The sequence below is a fragment of the Enterococcus sp. DIV1639a genome, assembly GCF_050530445.1.
Classification (GTDB): Bacteria; Bacillota; Bacilli; order Lactobacillales; family Enterococcaceae; genus Enterococcus_B; species Enterococcus_B hirae.
Genome location: NZ_CP172886.1, coordinates 2,022,820 through 2,044,160, shown reverse-complemented (window position 1 = coordinate 2,044,160; position 21,341 = coordinate 2,022,820). Strand labels below are relative to the sequence as shown.

Below are 21,341 nucleotides of genomic sequence, written 5' to 3'. Positions count from 1 at the left end.
AAATGAGTAGCCAACGGTATATTTTAATCACATTGGTGAAGATTTTAGTTGTCATACTATTACTGATTCTTTTATTTATAGCTGGAACAATGATTGGATACGGGGTTATCGGTGGTGGAAATCCGTTTAAGGTTTTTCAACCAAGTTTGTGGCTGCACATCCAGGATTTTTTCAGATAAAGAGTTTTGTGAAAATGATAGTGTAAGCAAACAAAGGATTTCTTAAAACGAATTTTCGCTTTTGAGAAGTCCTTTTTTATTGTGAGTCATTCCACTGTTTGGCAGATTATTGCTCCTTTGAACAGTCGTTTGTCATGAATAGGAGAATGAGGAGCAAAGCTTTAATAATGAGGTGATGAGATGAAAAAAATCTTAGTGGCTATTGTCCGTTTTTATCAACGGTTTATTTCTCCTGCTTTTCCACCTAGCTGTCGGTACTATCCTACTTGTTCAAACTATATGATACGTGCGATTCAAGTACACGGTGCATTTAAAGGAACGCTGATGGGGACAGCACGCATTTTGCGTTGCCATCCATTCGTAAAGGGCGGAATCGATTACGTGCCTTTAAATTGCCAATTGACACGTAATAAGAAAGATAAAGAGATGCCTAATTATGATGAAAAATAAACAGTCAGGTAAGACCGAGCATTCTGAAGAAAAAAGAATTGTCAAACTAGAGCAATCAACTTTACCTTGGTCATTATTGTTGGATGCAGATCCTGAAGAGGAAAACGTCCAACGATACATTGATCAAGGGTCTGGTTTTATATGGAAAGCAGAAAACGACATTCAGGGAGTGATCGTTTTTCTCACAAATAAATTAGTGTTTGAAATAATGAATTTAGCTGTAGCTCCAAAAGTTCAAGGTCAAGGAATCGGCTACGCGTTGCTTACCCATACACTAAAAGAAATGAAAAAGTTAAAAACCACCCAACAACAAGTCATTATTCGGACGGGGAGTACGTCATTAGCAGCTTTACAACTGTATAAAAAAATCGGCTTCCTGGAAATTTCTAGAGAAAAAGATTATTTTGTCAAAAATTATAAACAGCCAATCTATGAAAATGGCCAACGTTTACGAGACCAAGTAACTCTAGCAAAGAAAATTTGAACTCATCCATAAAAAGGCTTTCAAAATACTGTGGCTTGACTTAAAATAAAAACAGTATGAGAAAAGGAGACAAATAAATGATGGGTATTTTAGTTTTTGATTTTGGTGGTTCCGCAGTAAAATATGGCTATTGGAATGGACAAGCGCTTGAAGACACCAGCCAATTTCCGACTCCTAAGACATGGGAAGAAATGAAAGCGAATTTAAAACGGGTATTCCAAACGTTTGTAAAACAGAAGGCGATTGAAGGCGTAGCAATCAGCGCACCTGGAGTAGTGAATCAGGAGAAACAGCTGATTGAAGGGATTAGTGCCATTCCTTATATCCACGGATTCAATATTTTTCATGAACTGGAAGAACTCTTCCATTTACCAGTGACGATCGAAAATGATGCTAATTGTGCTGGAATGGCTGAGTATTATGAAGGCGCAGCGAAAGAATATCAACATGTAGCATTTGTTGTACTTGGGACTGGAGTAGGTGGGGCAATCTTTACCCAAGGACAACTAAATAAAGGCGCTCATTTGTACGGGGGAGAATTTGGCTTGATGTTCTTAGAAGGCAATCAAACATTTAGTAAGCTTGGTACAGCAGTTCAAATGGCTTGGCGTTACTGTGACCGTTTGGGAGTTTCACGTACGACTTATAGCGGAAAAGAAGTCTTTGAACGAGCAGAACAAGGGGATGAACTAGCAAAAGAAGAGGTAGATAATTTTTATAATTATTTAACAAAAGGTTTGTTTAGTATCCAATTTTCGATTGATCCTGAAGTCATCGTGATTGGTGGGGGGATCTCTGCAAAAGCAGGGTTATTAACAGAAATCAATCAACGAATGAAACAATTAACTACTGATTTAGAACTAAATGACTTTGATCCTAAAATTTTATTATGTGATTATCGAAATGATGCAAACTTGATTGGAGCAGCTGCCAATTTCACCGCTCAACGTGAAGGTTTAGTTCAATGATGCATAGCGTTGAACAAAACTTTTAGACATATGGTAGGCATTCCATGAATGAATATGATAAACTATCATGGAGGTGGAAAAAGATGTCAAAAAAAAATAAAGATATTGAAGTACGTATCGAAGAAGTCAAAAAACAAATCAAAGGAACAACTTATGATGTGACTCAGTTATTTATTGGTAAAAAAATGATTGGGGAAATTTTGGCTTATGGACCAAAAGAATTTGAAATTTTTTTTGGTGAAGAAGATTTTGGGAAAGAAAAGAGTCTTGAAAACGCGATAGAAACAGTTATTCGTCACTGGAATCTACACGAATAAAAAAATATCAAAAAAATTTTCAATAAGGGGTTGCAAAAATCTGGAAAATTAGGTATTATAACTAAGTCAGGTTGATACAAACCTTTCGGAGGAGTAGCGAAGTGGCTAAACGCGACGGACTGTAAATCCGTTCCTTAGGGTTCAGTGGTTCGAATCCACTCTCCTCCATTTCATTGGGGTATAGCCAAGCGGTAAGGCAAGGGACTTTGACTCCCTCATGCGTTGGTTCGAATCCAGCTACCCCAGTAGTACGGAGTGATCTATTAAGATCACTCTTTTTTTGTGTGAAAACAGCTTGTTTCTTGAAGATTATCATGAAATAGGCTAGAGTGAATAGTAGATAGATCAAAAAAAGGGGGCAGTAAAATGAAGTGGAAAGAAAAAGTAGATGAGACCGCAGAGAAAATCTATGATTTGATTAAGTCGGAAAAGTATCAGGTAGAAGTCCGGTTACCGAAAAAATCAGAAAAAGCGATACAAGTGAAATCAAAGCGTCCAACCAATCACACAAAAAAATGGCTTTCAAAAAACCGTTAAGAATAACACAATCTCTAAAAAACAGTGATTTTGCTGTCTTTTGGAGATTTTGTTATTTTAAAAAATGATTTTCAATCCTTCCACTTGGATTAAAGAGGAAGGACACACATTTACTTACATAAACTTTCGGATAAAATAAACGGGTTGGCAAATGATTGATCGACAATTAGTCGAGCAAAAGAAACTTTTTCCTTTTCAGTTGTGAACCAGGTATATACCAGTTATAATAAAGGAAATGAAAGGGCGGATATACGTTATGTCGAATCAACTACCAGTCTATATACAAATCCATGATCAGATCAAAAGTGAAATCGAACAAGGTATTTGGAAAATCGGTGATCGCCTTCCTTCTGAAAGAGAATTGGCAGTGAAATTCAATGTTAGTCGAATGACTTTACGTCAAGCCATTCAAAACCTGGCTGATGAAGGGATTTTGGAAAGAAAAATTGGCTCAGGTACATATGTAGCAAGAGAAAAAGTCCAAGAAAAGATGTCGGGTGCGACCAGTTTTACTGAAATTATGGAATCACAGAATCGAGTACCCTCTAGTCGGACAATCTCTTATTTTTTAACTTCCCCAAGTTCTAGTGAAATGGAGAAGCTGCAACTGGAAAAAGACGAAACGATTCTTCGTATGGAACGAATTCGTTATGCTGATGATATACCAATCTGTTTTGAAGTAGCCAGTATCCCGCAAAAGATTATTGCAGACTATAGTAAATCTGAAATTACCAATTCTCTTTATCGGGTACTCGAAGAGAAAAGTGGGCATAAGATCGGGGCAGCTAATCAAACAATCACAGCCATTCTTGCTTCAGAAAAAATTGCAGAATATTTAGAAGTAAAAAAAGGAGATGCTGTGTTACGTTTACGCCAAACTTCTTATTTTGATGACGGTACCCCATTTGAATATGTTCGTACGCAATATGTAGGGAATCGTTTTGAATTTTATTTAGAGAAATAAAAGAGGGACACGAAACAGTCCAAATAAAGAAGAGCCTGAGACAAGTTTTGTCCTAGGCTCTTCTTTTTTGATTTCGAGATCAGCGGATAGAGTAATCACTGGTCAGCTTCTACCAGTTGTTCATGATAGGAAATTGGACCATCTGTAAATTCCACCTGTCCATTCAATAATTCAACGACTGCTGTTTTAAATGCAGTAACTTCTGTTTCTACAATCAAACAGTGAACCGTGACTTTGTCTGTGTAGATCGTTTCTTTTATAGGAATATGTTTCAACTCAAGCATATTTTCTAATTTACCTAATTGCGGGTAGGTGATATGGACAGCTATTTCTTGCTGTTGTGTTCCTTCAACGATCCCGATTTCAATTAGTGCGTGAGAAACAGCCTGTGTATAGGCACGAATCAAACCACCGGTACCCAATTTTGTCCCACCAAAATAGCGTGTGACGACAGCGACCACATTGATCAATTCATTTTTTTTTAGTACTTCCAGCATTGGGACACCTGCCGTACCACTAGGCTCACCGTCATCACTACTGCGTTGAATTTCATTTTTTTCACCGAGAACGAAAGCACTACAGTTATGGTTTGCTTTCCAATGCTCTTTTTTCATTGCCTGAATAAACGCTTTAGCTTCTGCTTCCGTTTCAATTCGTTTCATAGAGCAAATAAAACGAGATTTTTTGACTTCGATTTCTGCTTGACCGTCTGCTTGGATGGTTCTATAACTATTCAGCGTGATGCTTCCTCCTTACAAGTAGTTGATAATAGTCAAAGTATAATGAATTATTCCTTTAGTTTCAACACTTATAATACTTGAGTAATGAAGAGAGTCTATGGGATAATAGAAGAAAGAAAGGTGAGATGGGGATGAAAGAACGCATAAAAAAATATGACGCCATCACCCAATATTTAAAAAATAACGGGGGATCACAGGTTACTTTAACATTTACACAGATCGACGAACTTCTTTTTCCAAGTTATGGGCTCCCTAAATCAGCTAGACAAAGCACTGATTGGTGGGCAAATGATTATAAGCACCCAGAAAAAGGAGCATATGGCTGGATCAATGCTGGCTACGAGGTTGTGGCGATCAATTTAAAAAAAGAATATGTTGTGTTCAATCAATTAGTTAAATCGAGTTGGCTATTCGACTGATAAGAAAACGTTGACATTATCTTGCTTTTTTGTATAATAATCACACAAGCAAAAAAGAAATCGTTTGCAAAAGTTAAAAGAATGGAGAGAGTAAAATGACTAAAAAAACAATCATGCTCGTATGTTCTGCTGGGATGAGTACCAGTTTACTTGTAACAAAAATGCAAAAAGCTGCTGAAGAACAAGGAATTGATACGGATATTTTTGCCGTATCAGCTTCTGATGCCGATAATCAGCTAGCTTCTAAAGAAGTTGATGTTTTGCTGTTGGGACCACAAGTCCGCTTCATGAAAGCTGATTTTGAAAAACGTCTAGAGCCAAAAGGAATCCCATTAGATATTATCAATATGGCAGATTATGGTTTGATGAATGGCGAAAAAGTATTACAACAAGCCATCCATTTAATTGAAAACAAATAAAGGACAGAGCATACTAAGATGTTCAAATCGGAAATAAGCCGAAAAATCCAGCGAATAGGGCGCCTATTCAAGGATTTTTTGGCTTATTTTTTATACCAACCGTTTCAAATAACCATTTCTTCTCAAATTTTTTGAAGAATGGACTGATGTAGCGTATCTTCTTTTAGGGGATCATATGGAAAAAAGTAGTTTATGCAGTTTATATGGTAGACGATTACTTACGAGAGACTTGAGAGAATGGACAGAGAGTTTTCAACAGATTCGCTATCAGAAACTAGCTGCCATTCATCTACAAGGAAATTGGTTAACATGTAATCGATGCAGCATGCGAACAAAAATAGGTAAATCAGAGCAAAAGCAACCAATCCTCTTTTGTCCTGTTTGTCTTTTTTTAGGTCGTTGTGACAACACACAAGAATTATTTTTATTTGAACAACCTGAGTTGCCGAAAAGAAATGTCTGTTTTACTTGGACAGGAAAGTTAACGCCAACTCAACAAGCGATTTCTACGAACTTGGTCACTGATGTCTCGGGAAAACAGCACATGATTTGGGCTGTGACAGGAGCGGGAAAGACTGAGATGCTTTATGAAAAGGTCATAAAAACGTTAGAAAAAGGTGGACGAGTCGCATTAGTTTCACCTAGGGTTGATGTGTGCAACGAACTTTACCTACGTTTTTGTGGCGTTTTTCCAGAAGAAGACATTGTCCTGCTTCATGGAAAAAAGAAAGAAGCCTATCGCTTTAGTCCATTCGTGATTGCGACTACGCATCAGCTGTATCGTTTTTATCAGGCGTTTGATCTGTTAGTCGTCGATGAGGTGGATGCGTTCCCTTTTGCAGGAGATCCTGGGTTAGCTTATGCTGTTGAAACTGCAATTAAACCAAAAGGAACATTTATCTATTTAAGTGCGACACCTAATGAGCAGCTACTGAAAAAAATCCGTTCAACCTTTTTGATCCATCAATTGCCACTTCGCTTCCATCAACGGTTATTGCCTGAACCACATTTGTTTTTTTGGAATGACTGGCCGAATAAATGTTTGAAAGAAAAAAAACTTCGACCACTTTTGAAGTGTCTAAAGATGCTGCTCCAACAAAATCATGTCTTATTATTTTGTCCGTCGATTGCCTTAATGAATCGATTAGCCTCACTGTTAAAGCGTTGTTTACCCATGTACCGTATTACCGATGCATCCGCAAAAGATCCAAACCGTTCAGAAAAAGTTCAGCAAATGAGAAAGCAACAATATGATGTGTTACTTACTACAATGATTTTGGAACGTGGGGTAACATTTGCAAATGTGTCAGTGATCGTCTTAGGCGCTGATCACCGTGTTTTTACTAAATCTTCCCTTGTACAAATCGCTGGTCGAGCCGATCGAAAGGGAGATTTTACCAATAGCCAAGTCTATTTTTTCTATGAAGAACTGACAAAAGCTATCAAATTAGCCTGTCGTGAGATCAAAGAAATGAATCGTCAGGGAAAAAAGCAGCTTGCTATGAAAAATAGTGAGCCTAGAGGAGAAAAAACACATGAATCGTTGTAGTTATTGTCAAAAACAAGTCATCCGAAATTTGAAAATCAGCGAGATTGTTGGGTTGGGAAAGATTCTTCCTCAAATTTGTGAGGACTGTTCAAATTTGTTTCGTCCGATAAATAAACAGCAAAGCTGTCGAACTTGCCAGAAAGAACTGCCTGGTGATATTACGTATTGTGAAGATTGTATTGCCTGGAAAAACGACTATCCCAATTATGATTTCAGTCATCATGCTTGTTTTTACTATGATTCAGCCTTCAAAGAATGGTTAAAGCGCTATAAATTTATGGGAGATGTCCGACTGGCAGGTACATTTGCTAAACAGTTGCAAATAATCCAACAAGAATTTAGCGATTATCAAATCTGTCCAATCCCACTAGCAACTGCTCGTTTAAAAGAACGTGGGTTTAATCAGGTCATTGAAATGTTGAGAGTAGCTAAAATACCTTATAGTCAACTGCTGACTCGCTCTGATCATTCACTTCCACAATCCCAAAAAACACGTCAGGAACGTTTAAAAACTACCCAACCTTTCAAATTAGCTGTTGTTCCAACGATCATCAAAGGGAAAAAAGTATTGTTGGTAGACGATGTCTATACGACGGGGCAAACCCTTTTCCATGCTGCTTCTTGTTTATTGCCACATGCTCCTGAAAAAATCCGCACCTTTTCGCTAGCTCGATAAATAAATGAAAAACGAATGTCCTTGATAGCGATTTAGTTTGCAAATGGATTAGAGTTCGATATAATGGTAGTAAGAAGAGGGAAAGAGTGGTCCTTCTCCTTCTTGATTGTGGTAGACGAAAGGGGTAATTTTTATGTTTAGATACAATGTACGCGGTGAAAATATCGAAGTAACTGAAGCGATTCGTGACTACGTTGAGAAAAAAGTAGGAAAACTTGAACGCTATTTCAGTGATGCACCCGATGCTACAGCACATGTAAATTTAAAAGTTTATACTGAAAAAACAGCGAAAGTGGAAGTAACTATTCCATTACCTTATCTTGTATTGCGTGCCGAAGAAACATCACCTGATCTTTATGCAAGTATTGATTTGGTAGTTGACAAATTGGAACGACAAATCCGCAAATTCAAAACAAAAATTAACCGTAAATCTCGCGAAACCGGTATGAACACAGCCGATGCAGCGGTATTATTCAATAACGAAGCTGACGATGCTGATCATGAAAATGATTCTGAATTAGACATTGTCCGCACGAAACGTTTATCACTGAAACCAATGGACAGTGAAGAGGCTGTTCTACAAATGAACATGCTTGGTCATAATTTCTTTATTTTTGAAGATGCAGAAACCAATGGTACAAGTATCGTTTACCGTCGTAAAGATGGCAAATACGGTTTGATTGAAACCGACTGATAAATAACAATTAGAAAAAGCAGTAAAAAGCTTGTGGCAAACCCTTCACGGTTTGCCACAGCTTCTTTTTTGTCTACGTCAGAAATTGTGAATTAATTGTGAATATATTACATTAATTGTGTTAAGATATTTCAATTATCTAGAACTAATGATAAAATAGAAACTAGAATCTACATAATCTGGATAATATATGTAAAAAGGAGATTATACAACGCATGGCCAATTTTATTCGTTCGATTATCGAAAATGATAAAAAAGAACTAAAACGTTTAGATCGTATTGCTAAAAAAGTAGAAGATCATGCTGACGAAATGGCAGCATTAACAGATGAACAATTACAAGCAAAAACAGCTGAGTTTAAAGCTCGCTATCAAAATGGGGAAACTTTAGATCAATTATTACCGGAAGCCTTTGCGGTAGTTCGTGAAGCTGCCAAACGAGTGTTGGGACTTTATCCTTACCATGTACAATTGATGGGGGGGATCGTTCTTCACGATGGAAATATCCCAGAGATGCGTACTGGTGAAGGGAAAACTTTAACAGCAACAATGCCGGTTTATTTGAATGCATTGACGGGAGAAGGCGTTCACGTCGTTACTGTCAATGAATACCTGGCTACTCGTGACTCCTCTGAAATGGGCGAATTATACAACTTTTTAGGTTTAACAGTTGGCTTGAATATCAATTCAAAATCAGCGGACGAAAAACGAGATGCTTACAATTGTGATATTACCTATAGTACCAATAATGAATTAGGTTTCGACTATCTAAGAGACAACATGGTCGTTTATCGTCATCAAATGGTTCAAAGACCATTGAATTATGCGATTGTCGATGAAGTCGATTCGATCTTGATCGATGAAGCAAGAACACCGTTGATTATTTCAGGTCAAGCTGAAAAATCAACGGCTTTATATACAAGAACAGATAATTTTGTGAAACGTTTGAAAGAAGAAGAAGATTATAAAATCGATGTGCAATCGAAAACAATCAGCTTGACTGAAGCGGGGATCGAGAAAGCCGAAGAAACATTTGGCTTAGAAAATCTATATGATATTGAAAATACTGCCTTAACCCACCATCTGGATCAAGCGTTGCGTGCCAACTATATCATGATCTTGGATATTGATTATGTGGTCCAAGATGGAAAAGTCTTGATCGTTGACCAATTTACTGGTCGTATCATGGATGGACGCCGCTACTCTGATGGATTACATCAGGCGATTGAAGCAAAAGAAGGCGTAGAGATCGAAGACGAAACGAAAACGATGGCGACAATCACGTTCCAGAACTATTTCCGAATGTATAAGAAACTGTCAGGTATGACTGGTACAGCAAAAACAGAAGAAGAAGAGTTTCGGGAAATCTATAATATTCAAGTTTGTCAAATCCCAACAAATCGTCCAGTCATTCGTGACGACCGACCTGATTTGTTATATCCAACATTGACTAGCAAGTTCCAAGCGGTGGTGCAAGACATCAAAGAACGTTACCGCAAAGGACAACCTGTTCTTGTCGGAACGGTAGCAGTAGAAACTTCAGAATTATTGTCTGATATGTTGAATCGTGAACGTATCCCACATGAAGTATTGAATGCAAAAAACCACTTCAAAGAAGCGGAAATCATCATGAATGCTGGTCAAAAAGGTGCGGTGACGATTGCAACGAATATGGCTGGACGTGGTACAGATATCAAGTTGGGACTTGGTGTCAGAGAACTAGGCGGACTAGCTGTTATCGGGACAGAACGTCATGAATCACGTCGTATCGATAACCAATTACGTGGTAGGGCTGGACGTCAAGGAGACCCAGGGATGTCTCAATTCTATCTTTCATTGGAAGATGATCTGATGAAACGATTTGGTTCTGAACGGATCAAAGCATTCTTAGATCGCATGAAAATCGGTGAAGAGGATGCAGTGATCCAAAGTAAGATGCTGACAAAACAAGTGGAATCAGCACAAAAACGTGTCGAAGGAAATAACTACGATACTCGTAAAAATGTCTTACAATACGATGACGTAATGCGAGAACAACGCGAAGTTATCTACAAACAACGTCAAGAAGTCATCATGGAAGAAACAAGTTTGTCTAAACCAATGATGAATATGATCAAACGTACGATCAGTCGGGTAGTAGATGCGCACACACAACTAGAAAAAGACAACTGGAACCTTGAAGGAATCGTTGATTTTGCGGGTAGTACATTAGTCCATGAAGACAGTATCTCGATCGATGATCTTAAAGGGAAAGAACCGCAACAGATCAAAGAATATTTAAATGAGTTAGCACAAGAAGTATTTAATACGAAAGCTAACCAGCTCAACGGACCTGAACAATTACTAGAATTTGAAAAAGTAGTCATTCTACGAGTAGTGGATTCGAAATGGACCGATCATATCGATGCTATGGATCAATTACGCCAATCAATCGGTCTTAGAGCATATGGACAAAACAATCCATTGGTTGAGTATCAAACAGAAGGATACAAGATGTTTGAAGAGATGGTTGGAGCGATCGAATATGAAGTGACTCGTCTCTTTATGAAAGCTGAGATTCGTCAAAATGTTCAACGGGAGCAAGTGTCAACCGGCGAAGCAGTTCAACCAACTACCGGTGATGCAAAAGAAAATAGCAACACAAGTGCCAAAAAACAACCGGTTCACGTGAACAAAGTAGGCAGAAATGATCCTTGTCCATGTGGTAGCGGGAAAAAATATAAAAACTGTCATGGAAAAGATGAGAACTAATTTTTGACAGCTAGCAGATAAGATTGGTGAGATCGGTTCTTTTTGATTAAGAATCGACTCACCTTCTTTCTGTTATGAAGCGTTTCTGTTAAACTAAAGTGGTTGAATAAAACATAAAATAATGTAGATAGAAAGAGGGAAGTTTATGGAGATTTCAGAAATCCGTAACTTATTAGCTGAGATGGAAGAAAAGGTCACAAGTTTCAGGAGGTCTCTTTGACTTAGATCGGTTGGAAGAAGACATCGCTGAAGCTGAAGCCAAAATGGCAGAGCCTGGTTTTTGGGATGATAGCGAAGCAGCACAAAAAGTGATCAATGAAAACAACACAAATAAAGAAACGTATGATCAATTCAATGCGTTAGCTGAAGAATTAGAAGAGTTAGCCCTAATGGTAGAAATGTTGCAAGAAGAACCAGATGCACAAATGCAACAAGAAGCAGAAGATAGAATCCAACTATTAGACGAAAAAATGAAGACGTATGAATTAGCCATGCTTTTAGATGGTCCATATGATCGCAACCATGCAATCGTCGAACTTCATCCTGGAGCAGGGGGTACAGAATCCCAAGACTGGGGAAGTATGTTGTTACGCATGTATACACGTTGGGCAGAACAACATGGCTACCAAGTGGAAACATTGGATTACCAAGCAGGGGATGAAGCAGGAATAAAAAGTGTGACTTTACTGATCAAAGGGCATAATGCATATGGCTATTTAAAATCGGAAAAAGGTGTCCACCGTCTTGTTCGGATCTCCCCATTTGATTCAGCCAAACGGCGCCACACTTCGTTTTGTTCGGTCGATGTGATGCCAGAACTAGATGAAACGATTGATGTTGCGATCAACCCAGATGACTTGAAGATCGATACGTACCGAGCAAGCGGTGCTGGAGGACAACATATCAATAAAACAGAGTCTGCCGTTCGGATCACTCATCTTCCAACAGGAACGGTCGTAGCTAGTCAAGCGCAGCGTTCACAATTAAAAAACCGAGAACAAGCAATGAGCATGTTGAAAGCGAAATTGTATCAACTTGAGGTTGAAAAGAAAGAACAAGAAGCTGCAGCATTGCGTGGGGAGCAAAAAGAAATTGGTTGGGGTTCACAAATTCGTTCCTATGTCTTCCATCCATATTCAATGGTAAAAGATCACCGGACAAACGTAGAAACTGGTAATGTTCAAGCTGTAATGGATGGCGATTTAGACTTATTTATTGACGGATATTTAAAAATGCACCTCTAAATAGTTGACTTTAATTGAAATAAAATTGTAAGATTTTGAAAGCAAGATGAAACATTACCATGCTATAATGGTGAGAGACTGAGAAAAGATATGGAGAGAACGCCATGATTGAAATGAAGGATGTCATGAAAAAGTACTCAAATGGTACGACTGCAATCCGAAATTTATCGGTTGTTATCGATCAAGGAGAGTTCGTTTATGTAGTTGGTCCATCAGGGGCTGGGAAATCTACATTCATCAAATTGATGTATCGAGAAGAAAAAGCGTCAAAAGGAACCTTAAATGTTGCTGGTCATGATTTAATGGCAATCAAAAACAAAGATGTTCCTTACTTACGCAGAGAAATCGGGGTAGTTTTCCAAGACTACAAACTGTTGCCGAGAAAAACAGTTTACGAAAATGTCGCTTATGCGATGCAAGTAATCGGTAGAAAACCACGAGATATCAAAAAACGTGTGATGGAAGTGTTAGATCTTGTTGGATTGAAACATAAAGTGCGTGTTTTTCCAAGTGAGCTATCTGGTGGGGAACAGCAACGGGTATCGATTGCCCGTGCAATCGTAAATACGCCGAAAGTATTGATTGCTGACGAACCTACAGGAAATCTAGATCCGGAGAATTCTTGGGAGATCATGAAGTTATTGGACCGAATCAATGCTCAAGGGACAACGGTCGTTATGGCAACCCATAACAGTACGATCGTGAATACAATTCGTCATCGAGTGATCGCCATCGAAAATGGACGAATCATACGTGACCAAGCGGAAGGGGAATATGGATACGATGATTAGAACCTTTTTCCGACATTTATTAGAGAGTATCAAGAGTTTAAAGCGTAACGGCTGGATGACTGTCGCTTCAGTGAGTGCCGTGACGATCACATTAACATTAGTTGGGGTGTTCATGGCTGTGATTATGAATGCAACGAAACTAGCCGAAGATATCGAAGGTAACGTAGATGTTTCTGTTTTCGTTGATATTGGCACGAATGAAAAAGATATGAAGACTCTTGAAAAACAATTAAAAGAGATTGATCACGTCAAAAGTGTCAAATTCTCAAGTAAAGACCAAGAGTTGAAAAAGATCCAGGATGCTATGGGGAATTCATGGAGTTTATTTGAAGGAGATAACAACCCGTTATATGATGTTTATGTCGTTCAAACGTCAGAACCTTCTTATACGAAACAAGTATCTCAAGAAGCCGGAAAATTAGCGAATGTTTCTCGCGCGGATTACGGTGGAACGTCTTCAGATAAAATTCTTAAGCTTGCAGGAACCGTTCGAACATGGGGCTTAGCTGCAGCAGCATTATTATTGTTTATTGCAATGTTTTTGATTTCAAATACAATCAGAATCACGATCTTATCTCGCCAAAAAGAAATTCAAATCATGCGATTAGTTGGTGCCAAAAACGGCTACATTCGTTGGCCATTCTTTTTAGAAGGTGGCTGGATTGGTTTGATCGGTGCAATTATTCCGGTATTGCTGATTACATTTGGGTACCAAGAAGTATTCCGAATGCTTAACCCTTCATTATTGCGCTCCCACTATTCCTTGATCCAACCACAGGATATCGTGTGGAAAATCAACGCTTTGATGGCTGGGATCGGAATCATTATCGGTTCATTAGGATCAATTATTTCGATGAGAAGATTCTTGAAGTTTTAATTCATTTCCATCGTTTCACCATATGAAAGGATGGAACGAGTTGTTTCAAGAAGATCCAACAACTTTAAAGTTTAAATGGATGATTCAATGAATCAGCAGACAGAAATTCATTTTTCTGTCTGCTTTTTTAGTTATGATAAGAGTGACCATTTTGTAAAACGCTATGATTTTTTTTACCTCATAATATAAAATAAAAAAATAATATCAAGTAATGATCAATAGGAGGTCATATTGGTTCAGCAGTAGGTATTTTAATTCATTGAGATCATTATCTGTCTGATACTTTCACTTTACTTTAAAAAACATCTCGGCTATTCTTAAGTAGGTGTAAAAGTGAAGAGGTGAGCCATGAGAGTAGTTGTTGATAATTTTTTTACGATCATCTTAATTGCGAATATCTTATTATCAATTGTCATTGTTTTTCGTGAACGAAAAGAAACCGCTCAGACATGGGCATGGTTGTTAGTATTAATGTTTATTCCGATTGTCGGTTTTCTTTTATATATCTTTTTTGGCAGAGGTATTTCACAAGACAAGATCTTTGATTTGAAGATCCAAGGGAAAATCGGGAAGAACTTGGAAATTGAAGAAGACAAACAAGCCTTGATGCGAGGACTTTATCCGCATCCACCAACAGGACAAGTTGATGTCAAGCAACTAATCTATATGCTGACAGTGTTTGAAAGTACATTGTACACAACTGGAAATAAAGTGACTTTATTTACGGATGGACGAGAAAAATTTGATGCATTGATTGAAGACATTAAGCAGGCAAAAGATCATATCCATCTACAATATTATATTTATCGGGGCGATGCTCTGGGTAAGGAAGTGCGTGACGCGCTGACTGAAGCAGCTCAAAGAGGGGTTAAAGTCCGTGTATTATTAGATGCTTGGGGGTCTACCCAAGTAAATGCAAAATTTTTCCACGAATTACAGGTAGCTGGTGGTGAAGTCGCTTTTTTCTTTCCACTATTTGTCCCTTATATCAATCCACGAATCAATTATCGAAACCATCGGAAAATCGTTGTCATTGATGGGAAAATTGGTTATACTGGTGGATTTAATGTAGGAAACGAATATTTAGGAGAAGTTTCAAAGTTTGGTTATTGGCGAGACAATCATTTGCGAATCTATGGGGAAGCAGTTTATACGCTACAAAATCGTTTCTTGATGGATTGGAACTCGCAGCACGTGAAAGAAGTCAGCTATGCACCAAAATTTTTCCCAAAAATTGATTCTGTAGGCACTTTAGCACTTCAAATCGTCACAAGTGGCCCAGATTCTGAGCATGAACAAATCAAATTGACTTATTTAAAAATGATTTCATTAGCAAAAAAAGAAATATTGATTCAAACGCCTTACTATATCCCAGATGAATCCATTCATGAAGCATTGAAATTAGCCTTGCTTTCTGGTGTCAAAGTTCAGATTCAGATTCCCAATAAACCTGATCATCCGTTAGTCTATTGGGCAACTTATTCTTTTGCAGCAGAACTAATCGAATATGGTGCAGTGATCGAAACCTATGAAAATGGGTTTATCCATGCTAAGACCATGATCATTGACAGTGGAATAGTTTCAATTGGTTCAGCAAATATTGATGTCCGTTCATTCAAATTAGACTTTGAAGTGAATGCGTTGATCTATGATGAAGGAATGGCGACTCACGTAAGAAAAGCTTTCTTTGCTGATTCAAGAAAGTCACAACTGTTAACCAAAGAACGCTATGAAAATCGAGGATTTATCATCAAATTAAAAGAAGGTTTGGCACGATTGATCTCGCCATTATTATAATTGCTACTTCCAGCTAATCAAAAAGGACATGAGGGAGGCGTCTAAGACGTCAGCTCATGTCCTTTTTCTGTCGGGGCCATTTCTGTAAACTGTCAGAAATGGAGAAAGCGTCTCACAGGAACAAAACTAACTTTGGGGTACTTCTTGTTTTTGGGGAAAGCAAGAAATAAGTTAGATAATGTTTGATAAAGAGACACATTTCAAAGCCAGTATAGCATAGAATAACCTAATGAGATAGTGTTTTTTTATTAATAATCATTATTTTTGTTATTTTATAATTTTAATTCGTTTTCAAGTATTTTGTTAAATGTTAAAATGAACTTACTTTAGGACTGAAGGAGATTTCTAAATGAAAAAATTAAAATTACTTTTACCAATAATAGGATTAACTATTCTTTTATCAGGTTGTTCAAAATGGATCGATCGAGGAGAATCCATTACAGCTGTCGGGTCTTCCGCATTGCAACCATTAGTTGAAACAGTCGCTGAATCTTTTCAGGCTGCAAACCCTGGGAAATTCATCAATGTCCAAGGAGGAGGAAGTGGAACTGGATTATCTCAAGTCCAATCTGGAGCAGTAGATATCGGGAATTCTGATTTATTTGCGGAGGAAAAATCTGGAATTGATGCATCTGCTTTAGTTGATCATCGGGTGGCTGTAGTTGGGATCACACCGATCGTTAACAAGGAAGTGGGCGTTAAAGACATCTCAATGGAAAACTTACGGAAGTTATTTACGGGTGAAATCACCAACTGGAAAGAACTTGGCGGGAAAGACCAACCAGTGGTTATTTTAAATCGTGCATCAGGAAGTGGGACACGTAGTACTTTTGAAAAATGGGTCCTTGATGGAGAAACGGCGATTCGTGCGCAAGAACAAGATTCAAGCGGAATGGTGCGACAAATCGTTGCAGATACTCCAGGAGCAATTAGTTATGTCGCTTTCTCATATGTAACCAACGATGTGGCTACTTTGAGTATTGATGGTGTAGAGCCAACCGATGACAACGTTACGACCAATAAATGGATCATTTGGGCTTATGAACATATGTATACAAAAAATCAACCAAAACAGTTAACGAAAGAGTTTTTAAACTACATGCTATCAGAAGAAGTTCAAAATAATATCGTAGGTGAATTAGGTTATATTCCGGTTTCACGTATGCAAGTAGAACGTGATTGGGAAGGAAATATTGTAAAATAATCATCTTTACACAATCTTTACAAACTTCGCATAAATTTTACATGTTATTAAACTCAAATTGATGTTCGCTTTGTACACTGTATAAGTATGTTAAACCTTACTGGGGGGGAATCATCTGTGGAAGATGTGAAAAAAGTATTATTAACAAAATCAAAACGTTCAAAAATGGAGCAGCGTGGTAAATTCATCAGCTTCTTATGTATCGCCTTGATCGTTCTAGTAGTAGTAGCCATTTTTTATTTTGTTGCAAGTAAAGGATTAGCGACCTTTTTCGTTGATAAGATCAACGTATTTGATTTCTTGTTTGGAACGAATTGGAATCCTGGACAAATTGGTGCGGATGGTAAACCGATGGTCGGGGCATTACCAATGATCGCTGGTTCGTTTATCGTTACTTTTTTATCTGCAATCATTGCGACACCTTTTGCCATCGGTGCAGCGGTCTTCATGACAGAGATATCTCCAAAAAATGGCACAAAAATCTTGCAACCAGTCATTGAACTATTAGTTGGTATTCCATCTGTTGTTTATGGTTTTATTGGATTATCAGTCATCGTACCATTTATCCGAAACATTTTTGGCGGAACTGGTTTTGGTATTTTAGCTGGGACATTTGTTTTGTTTGTCATGATCTTACCAACTGTGACGACTATGACAGTCGATGCCTTAAAAGCTGTGCCGCGTCATTATCGTGAAGCATCATTAGCTTTAGGAGCTACACGTTGGCAAACGATCTATAAAGTCGTTTTACGAGCTGCTGTACCGGGAATCTTGACAGCCGTTGTATTTGGTATGGCACGTGCATTTGGTGAAGCATTAGCGATCCAAATGGTCATCGGGAATGCTGCCTTGATGCCAACAGGATTAACAACTCCTGCTTCAACATTGACATCGATTTTAACAATGGGGATCGGAAATACGATCATGGGAACAATTGAAAACAACGTGTTATGGTCATTAGCTTTGATCTTGCTATTGATGTCATTAATCTTTAATATCGTGATCCGAATGATTGGTAAGAAAGGGGCATTGAAATAATGAACGCAAAACGCTCTGATAAAATCGCAACAGGAGTCCTTTATGCAATATCGGGAATTATTGTATTGATCTTAGCTGCGTTACTTTTATATATTTTAGTTCGAGGAATTCCTCATATCTCTTGGTCATTTTTAACTGAACCATCAAAAGCCTATCAAGTAGGTGGCGGAATCGGTATCCAATTATTTAACTCGATTTATTTATTATTGATCACGATGATCATCAGTTTTCCGCTTTCTTTAGGAGCCGGTATTTACCTTTCTGAATATGCTGGTAAAAACTGGTTGACTGATGTTATCCGTACTTCAATTGAAATATTAAGCTCATTACCATCTGTAGTCGTTGGTTTGTTTGGCTTTTTAGTTTTTGTTATCCAATTCCAGTATGGCTTCTCCATTATCTCTGGGGCACTAGCTTTAACAGTTTTTAACTTACCTCTATTGACGAGAACGGTAGAAGAATCTTTACAAGCGGTGCATTACACACAGCGTGAGGCAGGGCTTGCATTAGGTTTGTCACGTTGGGAAACAGTGATTCGTGTAGTTGTACCTGAGGCAACTCCAGGGATTTTAACAGGAGTCATTTTAAGCTCAGGGAGAATTTTTGGGGAAGCAGCAGCTTTGATCTATACAGCTGGGCAAAGCGCGCCTGCACTTGATTTCTCAAACTGGAATCCATTGAGTGTCTCTAGTCCAATCAGTATTTTCCGTCAAGCTGAAACACTAGCTGTTCATATTTGGAAAATCAATACGGAAGGAACGATGCCAGATGGCGTATCAGTATCTGCTGGAGCATCTGCGGTCTTAATTATCGCAGTATTACTATTCAATTTTGGTGCTCGTGCGATTGGTAAACGTTTATACCGGAAAATGACTTCAGCTTAAGGAGAAGAAGTAAGATGAAAGAATATAATTGGAATGAAAGAAATATCATCACAATGGGTCAAGAAAAAGAAATTGCCCTTTATACAGATGATCTTCATGTTTGGTACGGTGACAACGAAGCGATCAAAGGTGTTGATCTGGAATTTGAAAAGAATAAGATCACAGCTTTGATCGGTCCTTCTGGCTGTGGTAAGTCTACTTATTTACGTTCGTTGAATCGGATGAATGATGGGATCGCAAATACTAAGGTGACTGGTAAAATCATGTACAAAGATGTCGATATCAATGCACCACAAATTGATGTCTATGAGATGCGTAAGCGAATCGGAATGGTTTTCCAACGACCAAATCCATTTAGTAAATCAATCTATGAAAATATCACGTTTGCATTGAAGCAACATGGCGAAAAGAACAAGAAGAAATTAGATGAGATCGTTGAGACCAGCTTGAAACAAGCCGCATTATGGGATCAAGTAAAAGATAGCCTGGATAAAAGTGCTTTAGCCTTGTCAGGTGGTCAACAACAACGTTTATGTATTGCACGTGCGATTGCGATGAAACCGGATATCTTGTTATTAGATGAACCAGCCAGCGCACTTGATCCGATTTCTACTGGGACAGTGGAAGAAACATTAGTGAATCTAAAAGATGATTACACGATCATCATTGTGACCCATAACATGCAACAAGCAGCTCGTATCAGTGACTATACTGCCTTTTTCTACTTAGGAAAAGCGATCGAATACGATAAAACGAATAAGATATTTACTAGACCAAAAATTAAAGCGACCGAAGATTATGTATCGGGTCATTTTGGGTAAGACGGAGGATTCGTTATGACAAAAGAAATTATCTCATCAAAAGATCTTCACTTATATTATGGAAAAAAAGAAGCGTTAAAAGGAATCGATCTAAGCTTCAATCAAGGCGAAATCACAGCGATGATTGGTCCTTCTGGCTGTGGTAAATCAACTTATCTACGCTCATTGAATCGAATGAATGATTTGATACCGAGTGTGACGATCACTGGAAGTGTCCTGTATAAAGGAAAAGATATCTATGGCCCTAAAACGGACATTGTTGAATTGCGTAAAGAAATTGGAATGGTCTTCCAACAACCAAATCCTTTTCCCTTTTCGATTTACGAAAATGTGATCTATGGGTTAAAACTAAAAGGCGAAAAAGATAAAAAAGTCCTTGATCAAGTAGTCGAAGAAAGTTTAAAGGCTGCATCTGTGTGGGATGATGTCAAAGACAAACTGCATAAAAGTGCCTTATCCTTATCAGGTGGTCAACAACAACGGGTATGCATTGCAAGAGTGTTAGCCGTCAATCCAGAAATTATTTTGTTAGATGAGCCAACTAGTGCGCTTGATCCTGTTTCTACTGGGAAAATTGAAAGCATGCTCTTGGAATTAAAGGAAAGATATACTATGATTATAGTTACGCATAATATGTCACAAGCTTCACGGATTTCTGATAAAACAGCCTTTTTCTTAGATGGGAATTTAATTGAGTTCAATGATACGAAAAAAATCTTTATGACTCCAGAAAAACAAGAAACGGAAGACTATATCTCAGGGCGATTTGGATAAGGAGGAAACGAAATGTTACGTACACAGTTTGAAGAAGAACTACTTAACCTTCATAATCAATTTTATGAGATGGGGATGATGGTAAGTAGTGCAGTGCATAAATCAGTTCGTTCTTATATCAAACATGATAAAGCACTTGCACAAGAAGTGATCGAAAATGATATTAAAATCAACGACATGGAAACACGTTTAGAGAAAAAAAGTTTTGAAATGATTGCTTTGCAACAACCAGTGACTACAGACTTACGGATGATTATTACCGTGATGAAAGCTAGTTCTGATTTGGAACGAATGGCAGATCATGCGGTTTCAGTTGCCAAATCAACGATCCGTGTGAAAGGTCAAACCAGAATCCCAGAGATCGAAAAAGAAATCTCTGATATGTCTGATTATGTCAAAAAAATGGTGGACAATGTGTTGGTTGCTTACGTCAAAACGGATGAAAAAGATGCTCGAACGATCGCAAATATGGATCAACGGGTCAATGATTATTTCAATCGCATCTACAATGCAACGATCAAAAATATGCAGTCTGATCCAGAAACAGTCATCAGTGGGACAGATTATCTAAATGTTGCCAGCTACTTAGAACGGATTGGCGATTATGTAACGAATATTTGTGAATGGATCGTGTATCTAGCTACAGGAAAAATCACCGAATTAAACTCAAATCATAACGAAATTTTCTAACTCTTGAAGATTGGAAAGTAACGATCAACGTGTGAGTTATAAGAAATAAGCCGAAAAATTCCAAAATAGGAAATA

Annotated in this window: 24 protein-coding genes and 2 tRNA genes; 25 read left to right on the top strand and 1 reads right to left on the bottom strand. The window is 38.0% G+C overall.

Features of this window, described 5'->3' with window-relative positions; translation table 11 throughout:
• Window positions 1-2 precede the first annotated feature (2 nt).
• The 9 genes from IGJ32_RS09335 (at window position 3) to IGJ32_RS09295 (ending at window position 3,899) form a co-directional block, all read left to right on the top strand.
• On the top strand, window positions 3-179 hold the full coding sequence (locus IGJ32_RS09335; RefSeq protein ID WP_010718586.1) for a DNA-directed RNA polymerase subunit beta: 177 nt from the start codon (window positions 3-5) through the stop codon (window positions 177-179).
• 180 nt (window positions 180-359) lie between these two features.
• A complete protein-coding gene (gene yidD / locus IGJ32_RS09330; protein ID WP_010718585.1) occupies window positions 360-629 on the top strand; it encodes a membrane protein insertion efficiency factor YidD in 270 nt (89 codons plus the stop codon).
• Window positions 616-1,113 carry a GNAT family N-acetyltransferase gene (locus IGJ32_RS09325; protein WP_342081856.1) on the top strand — a complete coding sequence of 166 codons (498 nt, stop codon included), beginning with the start codon at window positions 616-618 and terminating at the stop codon, window positions 1,111-1,113. The genes yidD and IGJ32_RS09325 overlap by 14 nt, the downstream gene beginning before the upstream one ends.
• A gap of 80 nt (window positions 1,114-1,193) precedes the next feature.
• Entirely contained in the window at window positions 1,194-2,081 is an 888-nt protein-coding gene (locus IGJ32_RS09320) for an ROK family protein (RefSeq protein ID WP_342081889.1), read from the top strand.
• 83 nt (window positions 2,082-2,164) lie between these two features.
• Window positions 2,165-2,398, top strand: coding sequence for a DUF2969 domain-containing protein (locus tag IGJ32_RS09315; RefSeq protein WP_010718582.1), 234 nt, complete (start codon window positions 2,165-2,167; stop codon window positions 2,396-2,398).
• An 87-nt stretch (window positions 2,399-2,485) separates the two neighbouring features.
• Window positions 2,486-2,566, top strand: a tRNA-Tyr gene (locus IGJ32_RS09310).
• Window positions 2,567-2,572: 6 nt separating this feature from the next.
• Window positions 2,573-2,644 (top strand) — tRNA-Gln (locus tag IGJ32_RS09305).
• Between the two features lie 120 nt (window positions 2,645-2,764).
• Window positions 2,765-2,935: a hypothetical protein gene (locus IGJ32_RS09300; RefSeq protein ID WP_010718581.1), complete on the top strand. Its 171-nt coding sequence runs from the start codon at window positions 2,765-2,767 to the stop codon at window positions 2,933-2,935.
• A 256-nt stretch (window positions 2,936-3,191) separates the two neighbouring features.
• Window positions 3,192-3,899, top strand: a complete 708-nt coding sequence (locus tag IGJ32_RS09295; RefSeq protein ID WP_010718580.1) for a GntR family transcriptional regulator — start codon at window positions 3,192-3,194, stop codon at window positions 3,897-3,899.
• A gap of 95 nt (window positions 3,900-3,994) precedes the next feature.
• On the opposite strand, the gene IGJ32_RS09290 is transcribed toward IGJ32_RS09295, so the two are convergent.
• The gene (locus tag IGJ32_RS09290) at window positions 3,995-4,642 is read right to left on the bottom strand and encodes a YigZ family protein (RefSeq protein WP_063627399.1); all 648 of its coding nucleotides are present in this window, start codon (window positions 4,640-4,642) and stop codon (window positions 3,995-3,997) included.
• A 128-nt stretch (window positions 4,643-4,770) separates the two neighbouring features.
• Here IGJ32_RS09290 and IGJ32_RS09285 point away from each other — a divergent pair, with 128 nt between their 5' ends.
• The 16 genes from IGJ32_RS09285 (at window position 4,771) to phoU (ending at window position 21,266) form a co-directional block, all read left to right on the top strand.
• Window positions 4,771-5,058: a DUF7662 domain-containing protein gene (locus IGJ32_RS09285; protein ID WP_081128065.1), complete on the top strand. Its 288-nt coding sequence runs from the start codon at window positions 4,771-4,773 to the stop codon at window positions 5,056-5,058.
• 95 nt (window positions 5,059-5,153) lie between these two features.
• Window positions 5,154-5,477: a PTS sugar transporter subunit IIB gene (locus tag IGJ32_RS09280; protein ID WP_010718577.1), complete on the top strand. Its 324-nt coding sequence runs from the start codon at window positions 5,154-5,156 to the stop codon at window positions 5,475-5,477.
• Between the two features lie 175 nt (window positions 5,478-5,652).
• A complete protein-coding gene (locus tag IGJ32_RS09275; RefSeq protein WP_081128063.1) occupies window positions 5,653-7,026 on the top strand; it encodes a DEAD/DEAH box helicase in 1,374 nt (457 codons plus the stop codon).
• On the top strand, window positions 7,013-7,702 hold the full coding sequence (locus IGJ32_RS09270; protein ID WP_081128060.1) for a ComF family protein: 690 nt from the start codon (window positions 7,013-7,015) through the stop codon (window positions 7,700-7,702). The genes IGJ32_RS09275 and IGJ32_RS09270 overlap by 14 nt, the downstream gene beginning before the upstream one ends.
• A 133-nt stretch (window positions 7,703-7,835) precedes the next feature.
• Window positions 7,836-8,396, top strand: a complete 561-nt coding sequence (gene hpf, locus IGJ32_RS09265) for a ribosome hibernation-promoting factor, HPF/YfiA family (protein ID WP_010718572.1) — start codon at window positions 7,836-7,838, stop codon at window positions 8,394-8,396.
• A gap of 215 nt (window positions 8,397-8,611) precedes the next feature.
• The gene (secA, locus tag IGJ32_RS09260) at window positions 8,612-11,146 is read left to right on the top strand and encodes a preprotein translocase subunit SecA (protein WP_034699158.1); all 2,535 of its coding nucleotides are present in this window, start codon (window positions 8,612-8,614) and stop codon (window positions 11,144-11,146) included.
• Window positions 11,147-11,291: 145 nt separating this feature from the next.
• A protein-coding gene (gene prfB, locus IGJ32_RS09255; protein WP_178243920.1) for a peptide chain release factor 2 occupies window positions 11,292-12,390 on the top strand; the annotation gives its coding sequence in 2 pieces (ribosomal slippage) (window positions 11,292-11,363 and window positions 11,365-12,390; 1,098 coding nt in all).
• A gap of 104 nt (window positions 12,391-12,494) precedes the next feature.
• Entirely contained in the window at window positions 12,495-13,181 is a 687-nt protein-coding gene (gene ftsE, locus IGJ32_RS09250) for a cell division ATP-binding protein FtsE (RefSeq protein WP_010718569.1), read from the top strand.
• Window positions 13,174-14,058, top strand: coding sequence for a permease-like cell division protein FtsX (ftsX, locus tag IGJ32_RS09245; protein ID WP_278250225.1), 885 nt, complete (start codon window positions 13,174-13,176; stop codon window positions 14,056-14,058). The genes ftsE and ftsX overlap by 8 nt, the downstream gene beginning before the upstream one ends.
• 348 nt (window positions 14,059-14,406) lie before the next feature.
• Entirely contained in the window at window positions 14,407-15,855 is a 1,449-nt protein-coding gene (gene cls / locus IGJ32_RS09240; protein ID WP_342081855.1) for a cardiolipin synthase, read from the top strand.
• A gap of 349 nt (window positions 15,856-16,204) precedes the next feature.
• Window positions 16,205-17,059, top strand: a complete 855-nt coding sequence (locus tag IGJ32_RS09235) for a phosphate ABC transporter substrate-binding protein PstS (protein WP_010718566.1) — start codon at window positions 16,205-16,207, stop codon at window positions 17,057-17,059.
• A 117-nt stretch (window positions 17,060-17,176) separates the two neighbouring features.
• On the top strand, window positions 17,177-18,097 hold the full coding sequence (gene pstC, locus IGJ32_RS09230; protein ID WP_010718565.1) for a phosphate ABC transporter permease subunit PstC: 921 nt from the start codon (window positions 17,177-17,179) through the stop codon (window positions 18,095-18,097).
• Window positions 18,097-18,981: a phosphate ABC transporter permease PstA gene (gene pstA, locus IGJ32_RS09225; protein ID WP_010718564.1), complete on the top strand. Its 885-nt coding sequence runs from the start codon at window positions 18,097-18,099 to the stop codon at window positions 18,979-18,981. Before pstC ends, pstA begins: the two co-directional genes overlap by 1 nt.
• Window positions 18,982-18,995: 14 nt before the next feature.
• Entirely contained in the window at window positions 18,996-19,802 is an 807-nt protein-coding gene (gene pstB / locus IGJ32_RS09220; protein WP_010718563.1) for a phosphate ABC transporter ATP-binding protein PstB, read from the top strand.
• Between the two features lie 15 nt (window positions 19,803-19,817).
• The gene (pstB, locus tag IGJ32_RS09215) at window positions 19,818-20,576 is read left to right on the top strand and encodes a phosphate ABC transporter ATP-binding protein PstB (RefSeq protein ID WP_010718562.1); all 759 of its coding nucleotides are present in this window, start codon (window positions 19,818-19,820) and stop codon (window positions 20,574-20,576) included.
• Between the two features lie 12 nt (window positions 20,577-20,588).
• The gene (phoU, locus tag IGJ32_RS09210) at window positions 20,589-21,266 is read left to right on the top strand and encodes a phosphate signaling complex protein PhoU (protein WP_010718561.1); all 678 of its coding nucleotides are present in this window, start codon (window positions 20,589-20,591) and stop codon (window positions 21,264-21,266) included.
• Window positions 21,267-21,341 lie beyond the last annotated feature (75 nt).

Coding starts and splice junctions, on each gene's coding strand:
- IGJ32_RS09335 (WP_010718586.1), top strand. CDS start 3: ATGAGTAGCCAACGGTATATTTTAATCACATTGGTGAAGATTTTAGTT.
- yidD (WP_010718585.1), top strand. CDS start 360: ATGAAAAAAATCTTAGTGGCTATTGTCCGTTTTTATCAACGGTTTATT.
- IGJ32_RS09325 (WP_342081856.1), top strand. CDS start 616: ATGATGAAAAATAAACAGTCAGGTAAGACCGAGCATTCTGAAGAAAAA.
- IGJ32_RS09320 (WP_342081889.1), top strand. CDS start 1,194: ATGGGTATTTTAGTTTTTGATTTTGGTGGTTCCGCAGTAAAATATGGC.
- IGJ32_RS09315 (WP_010718582.1), top strand. CDS start 2,165: ATGTCAAAAAAAAATAAAGATATTGAAGTACGTATCGAAGAAGTCAAA.
- IGJ32_RS09300 (WP_010718581.1), top strand. CDS start 2,765: ATGAAGTGGAAAGAAAAAGTAGATGAGACCGCAGAGAAAATCTATGAT.
- IGJ32_RS09295 (WP_010718580.1), top strand. CDS start 3,192: ATGTCGAATCAACTACCAGTCTATATACAAATCCATGATCAGATCAAA.
- IGJ32_RS09285 (WP_081128065.1), top strand. CDS start 4,771: ATGAAAGAACGCATAAAAAAATATGACGCCATCACCCAATATTTAAAA.
- IGJ32_RS09280 (WP_010718577.1), top strand. CDS start 5,154: ATGACTAAAAAAACAATCATGCTCGTATGTTCTGCTGGGATGAGTACC.
- IGJ32_RS09275 (WP_081128063.1), top strand. CDS start 5,653: ATGGAAAAAAGTAGTTTATGCAGTTTATATGGTAGACGATTACTTACG.
- IGJ32_RS09270 (WP_081128060.1), top strand. CDS start 7,013: ATGAATCGTTGTAGTTATTGTCAAAAACAAGTCATCCGAAATTTGAAA.
- hpf (WP_010718572.1), top strand. CDS start 7,836: ATGTTTAGATACAATGTACGCGGTGAAAATATCGAAGTAACTGAAGCG.
- secA (WP_034699158.1), top strand. CDS start 8,612: ATGGCCAATTTTATTCGTTCGATTATCGAAAATGATAAAAAAGAACTA.
- ftsE (WP_010718569.1), top strand. CDS start 12,495: ATGATTGAAATGAAGGATGTCATGAAAAAGTACTCAAATGGTACGACT.
- ftsX (WP_278250225.1), top strand. CDS start 13,174: ATGATTAGAACCTTTTTCCGACATTTATTAGAGAGTATCAAGAGTTTA.
- cls (WP_342081855.1), top strand. CDS start 14,407: ATGAGAGTAGTTGTTGATAATTTTTTTACGATCATCTTAATTGCGAAT.
- IGJ32_RS09235 (WP_010718566.1), top strand. CDS start 16,205: ATGAAAAAATTAAAATTACTTTTACCAATAATAGGATTAACTATTCTT.
- pstA (WP_010718564.1), top strand. CDS start 18,097: ATGAACGCAAAACGCTCTGATAAAATCGCAACAGGAGTCCTTTATGCA.
- pstB (WP_010718563.1), top strand. CDS start 18,996: ATGAAAGAATATAATTGGAATGAAAGAAATATCATCACAATGGGTCAA.
- pstB (WP_010718562.1), top strand. CDS start 19,818: ATGACAAAAGAAATTATCTCATCAAAAGATCTTCACTTATATTATGGA.
- phoU (WP_010718561.1), top strand. CDS start 20,589: ATGTTACGTACACAGTTTGAAGAAGAACTACTTAACCTTCATAATCAA.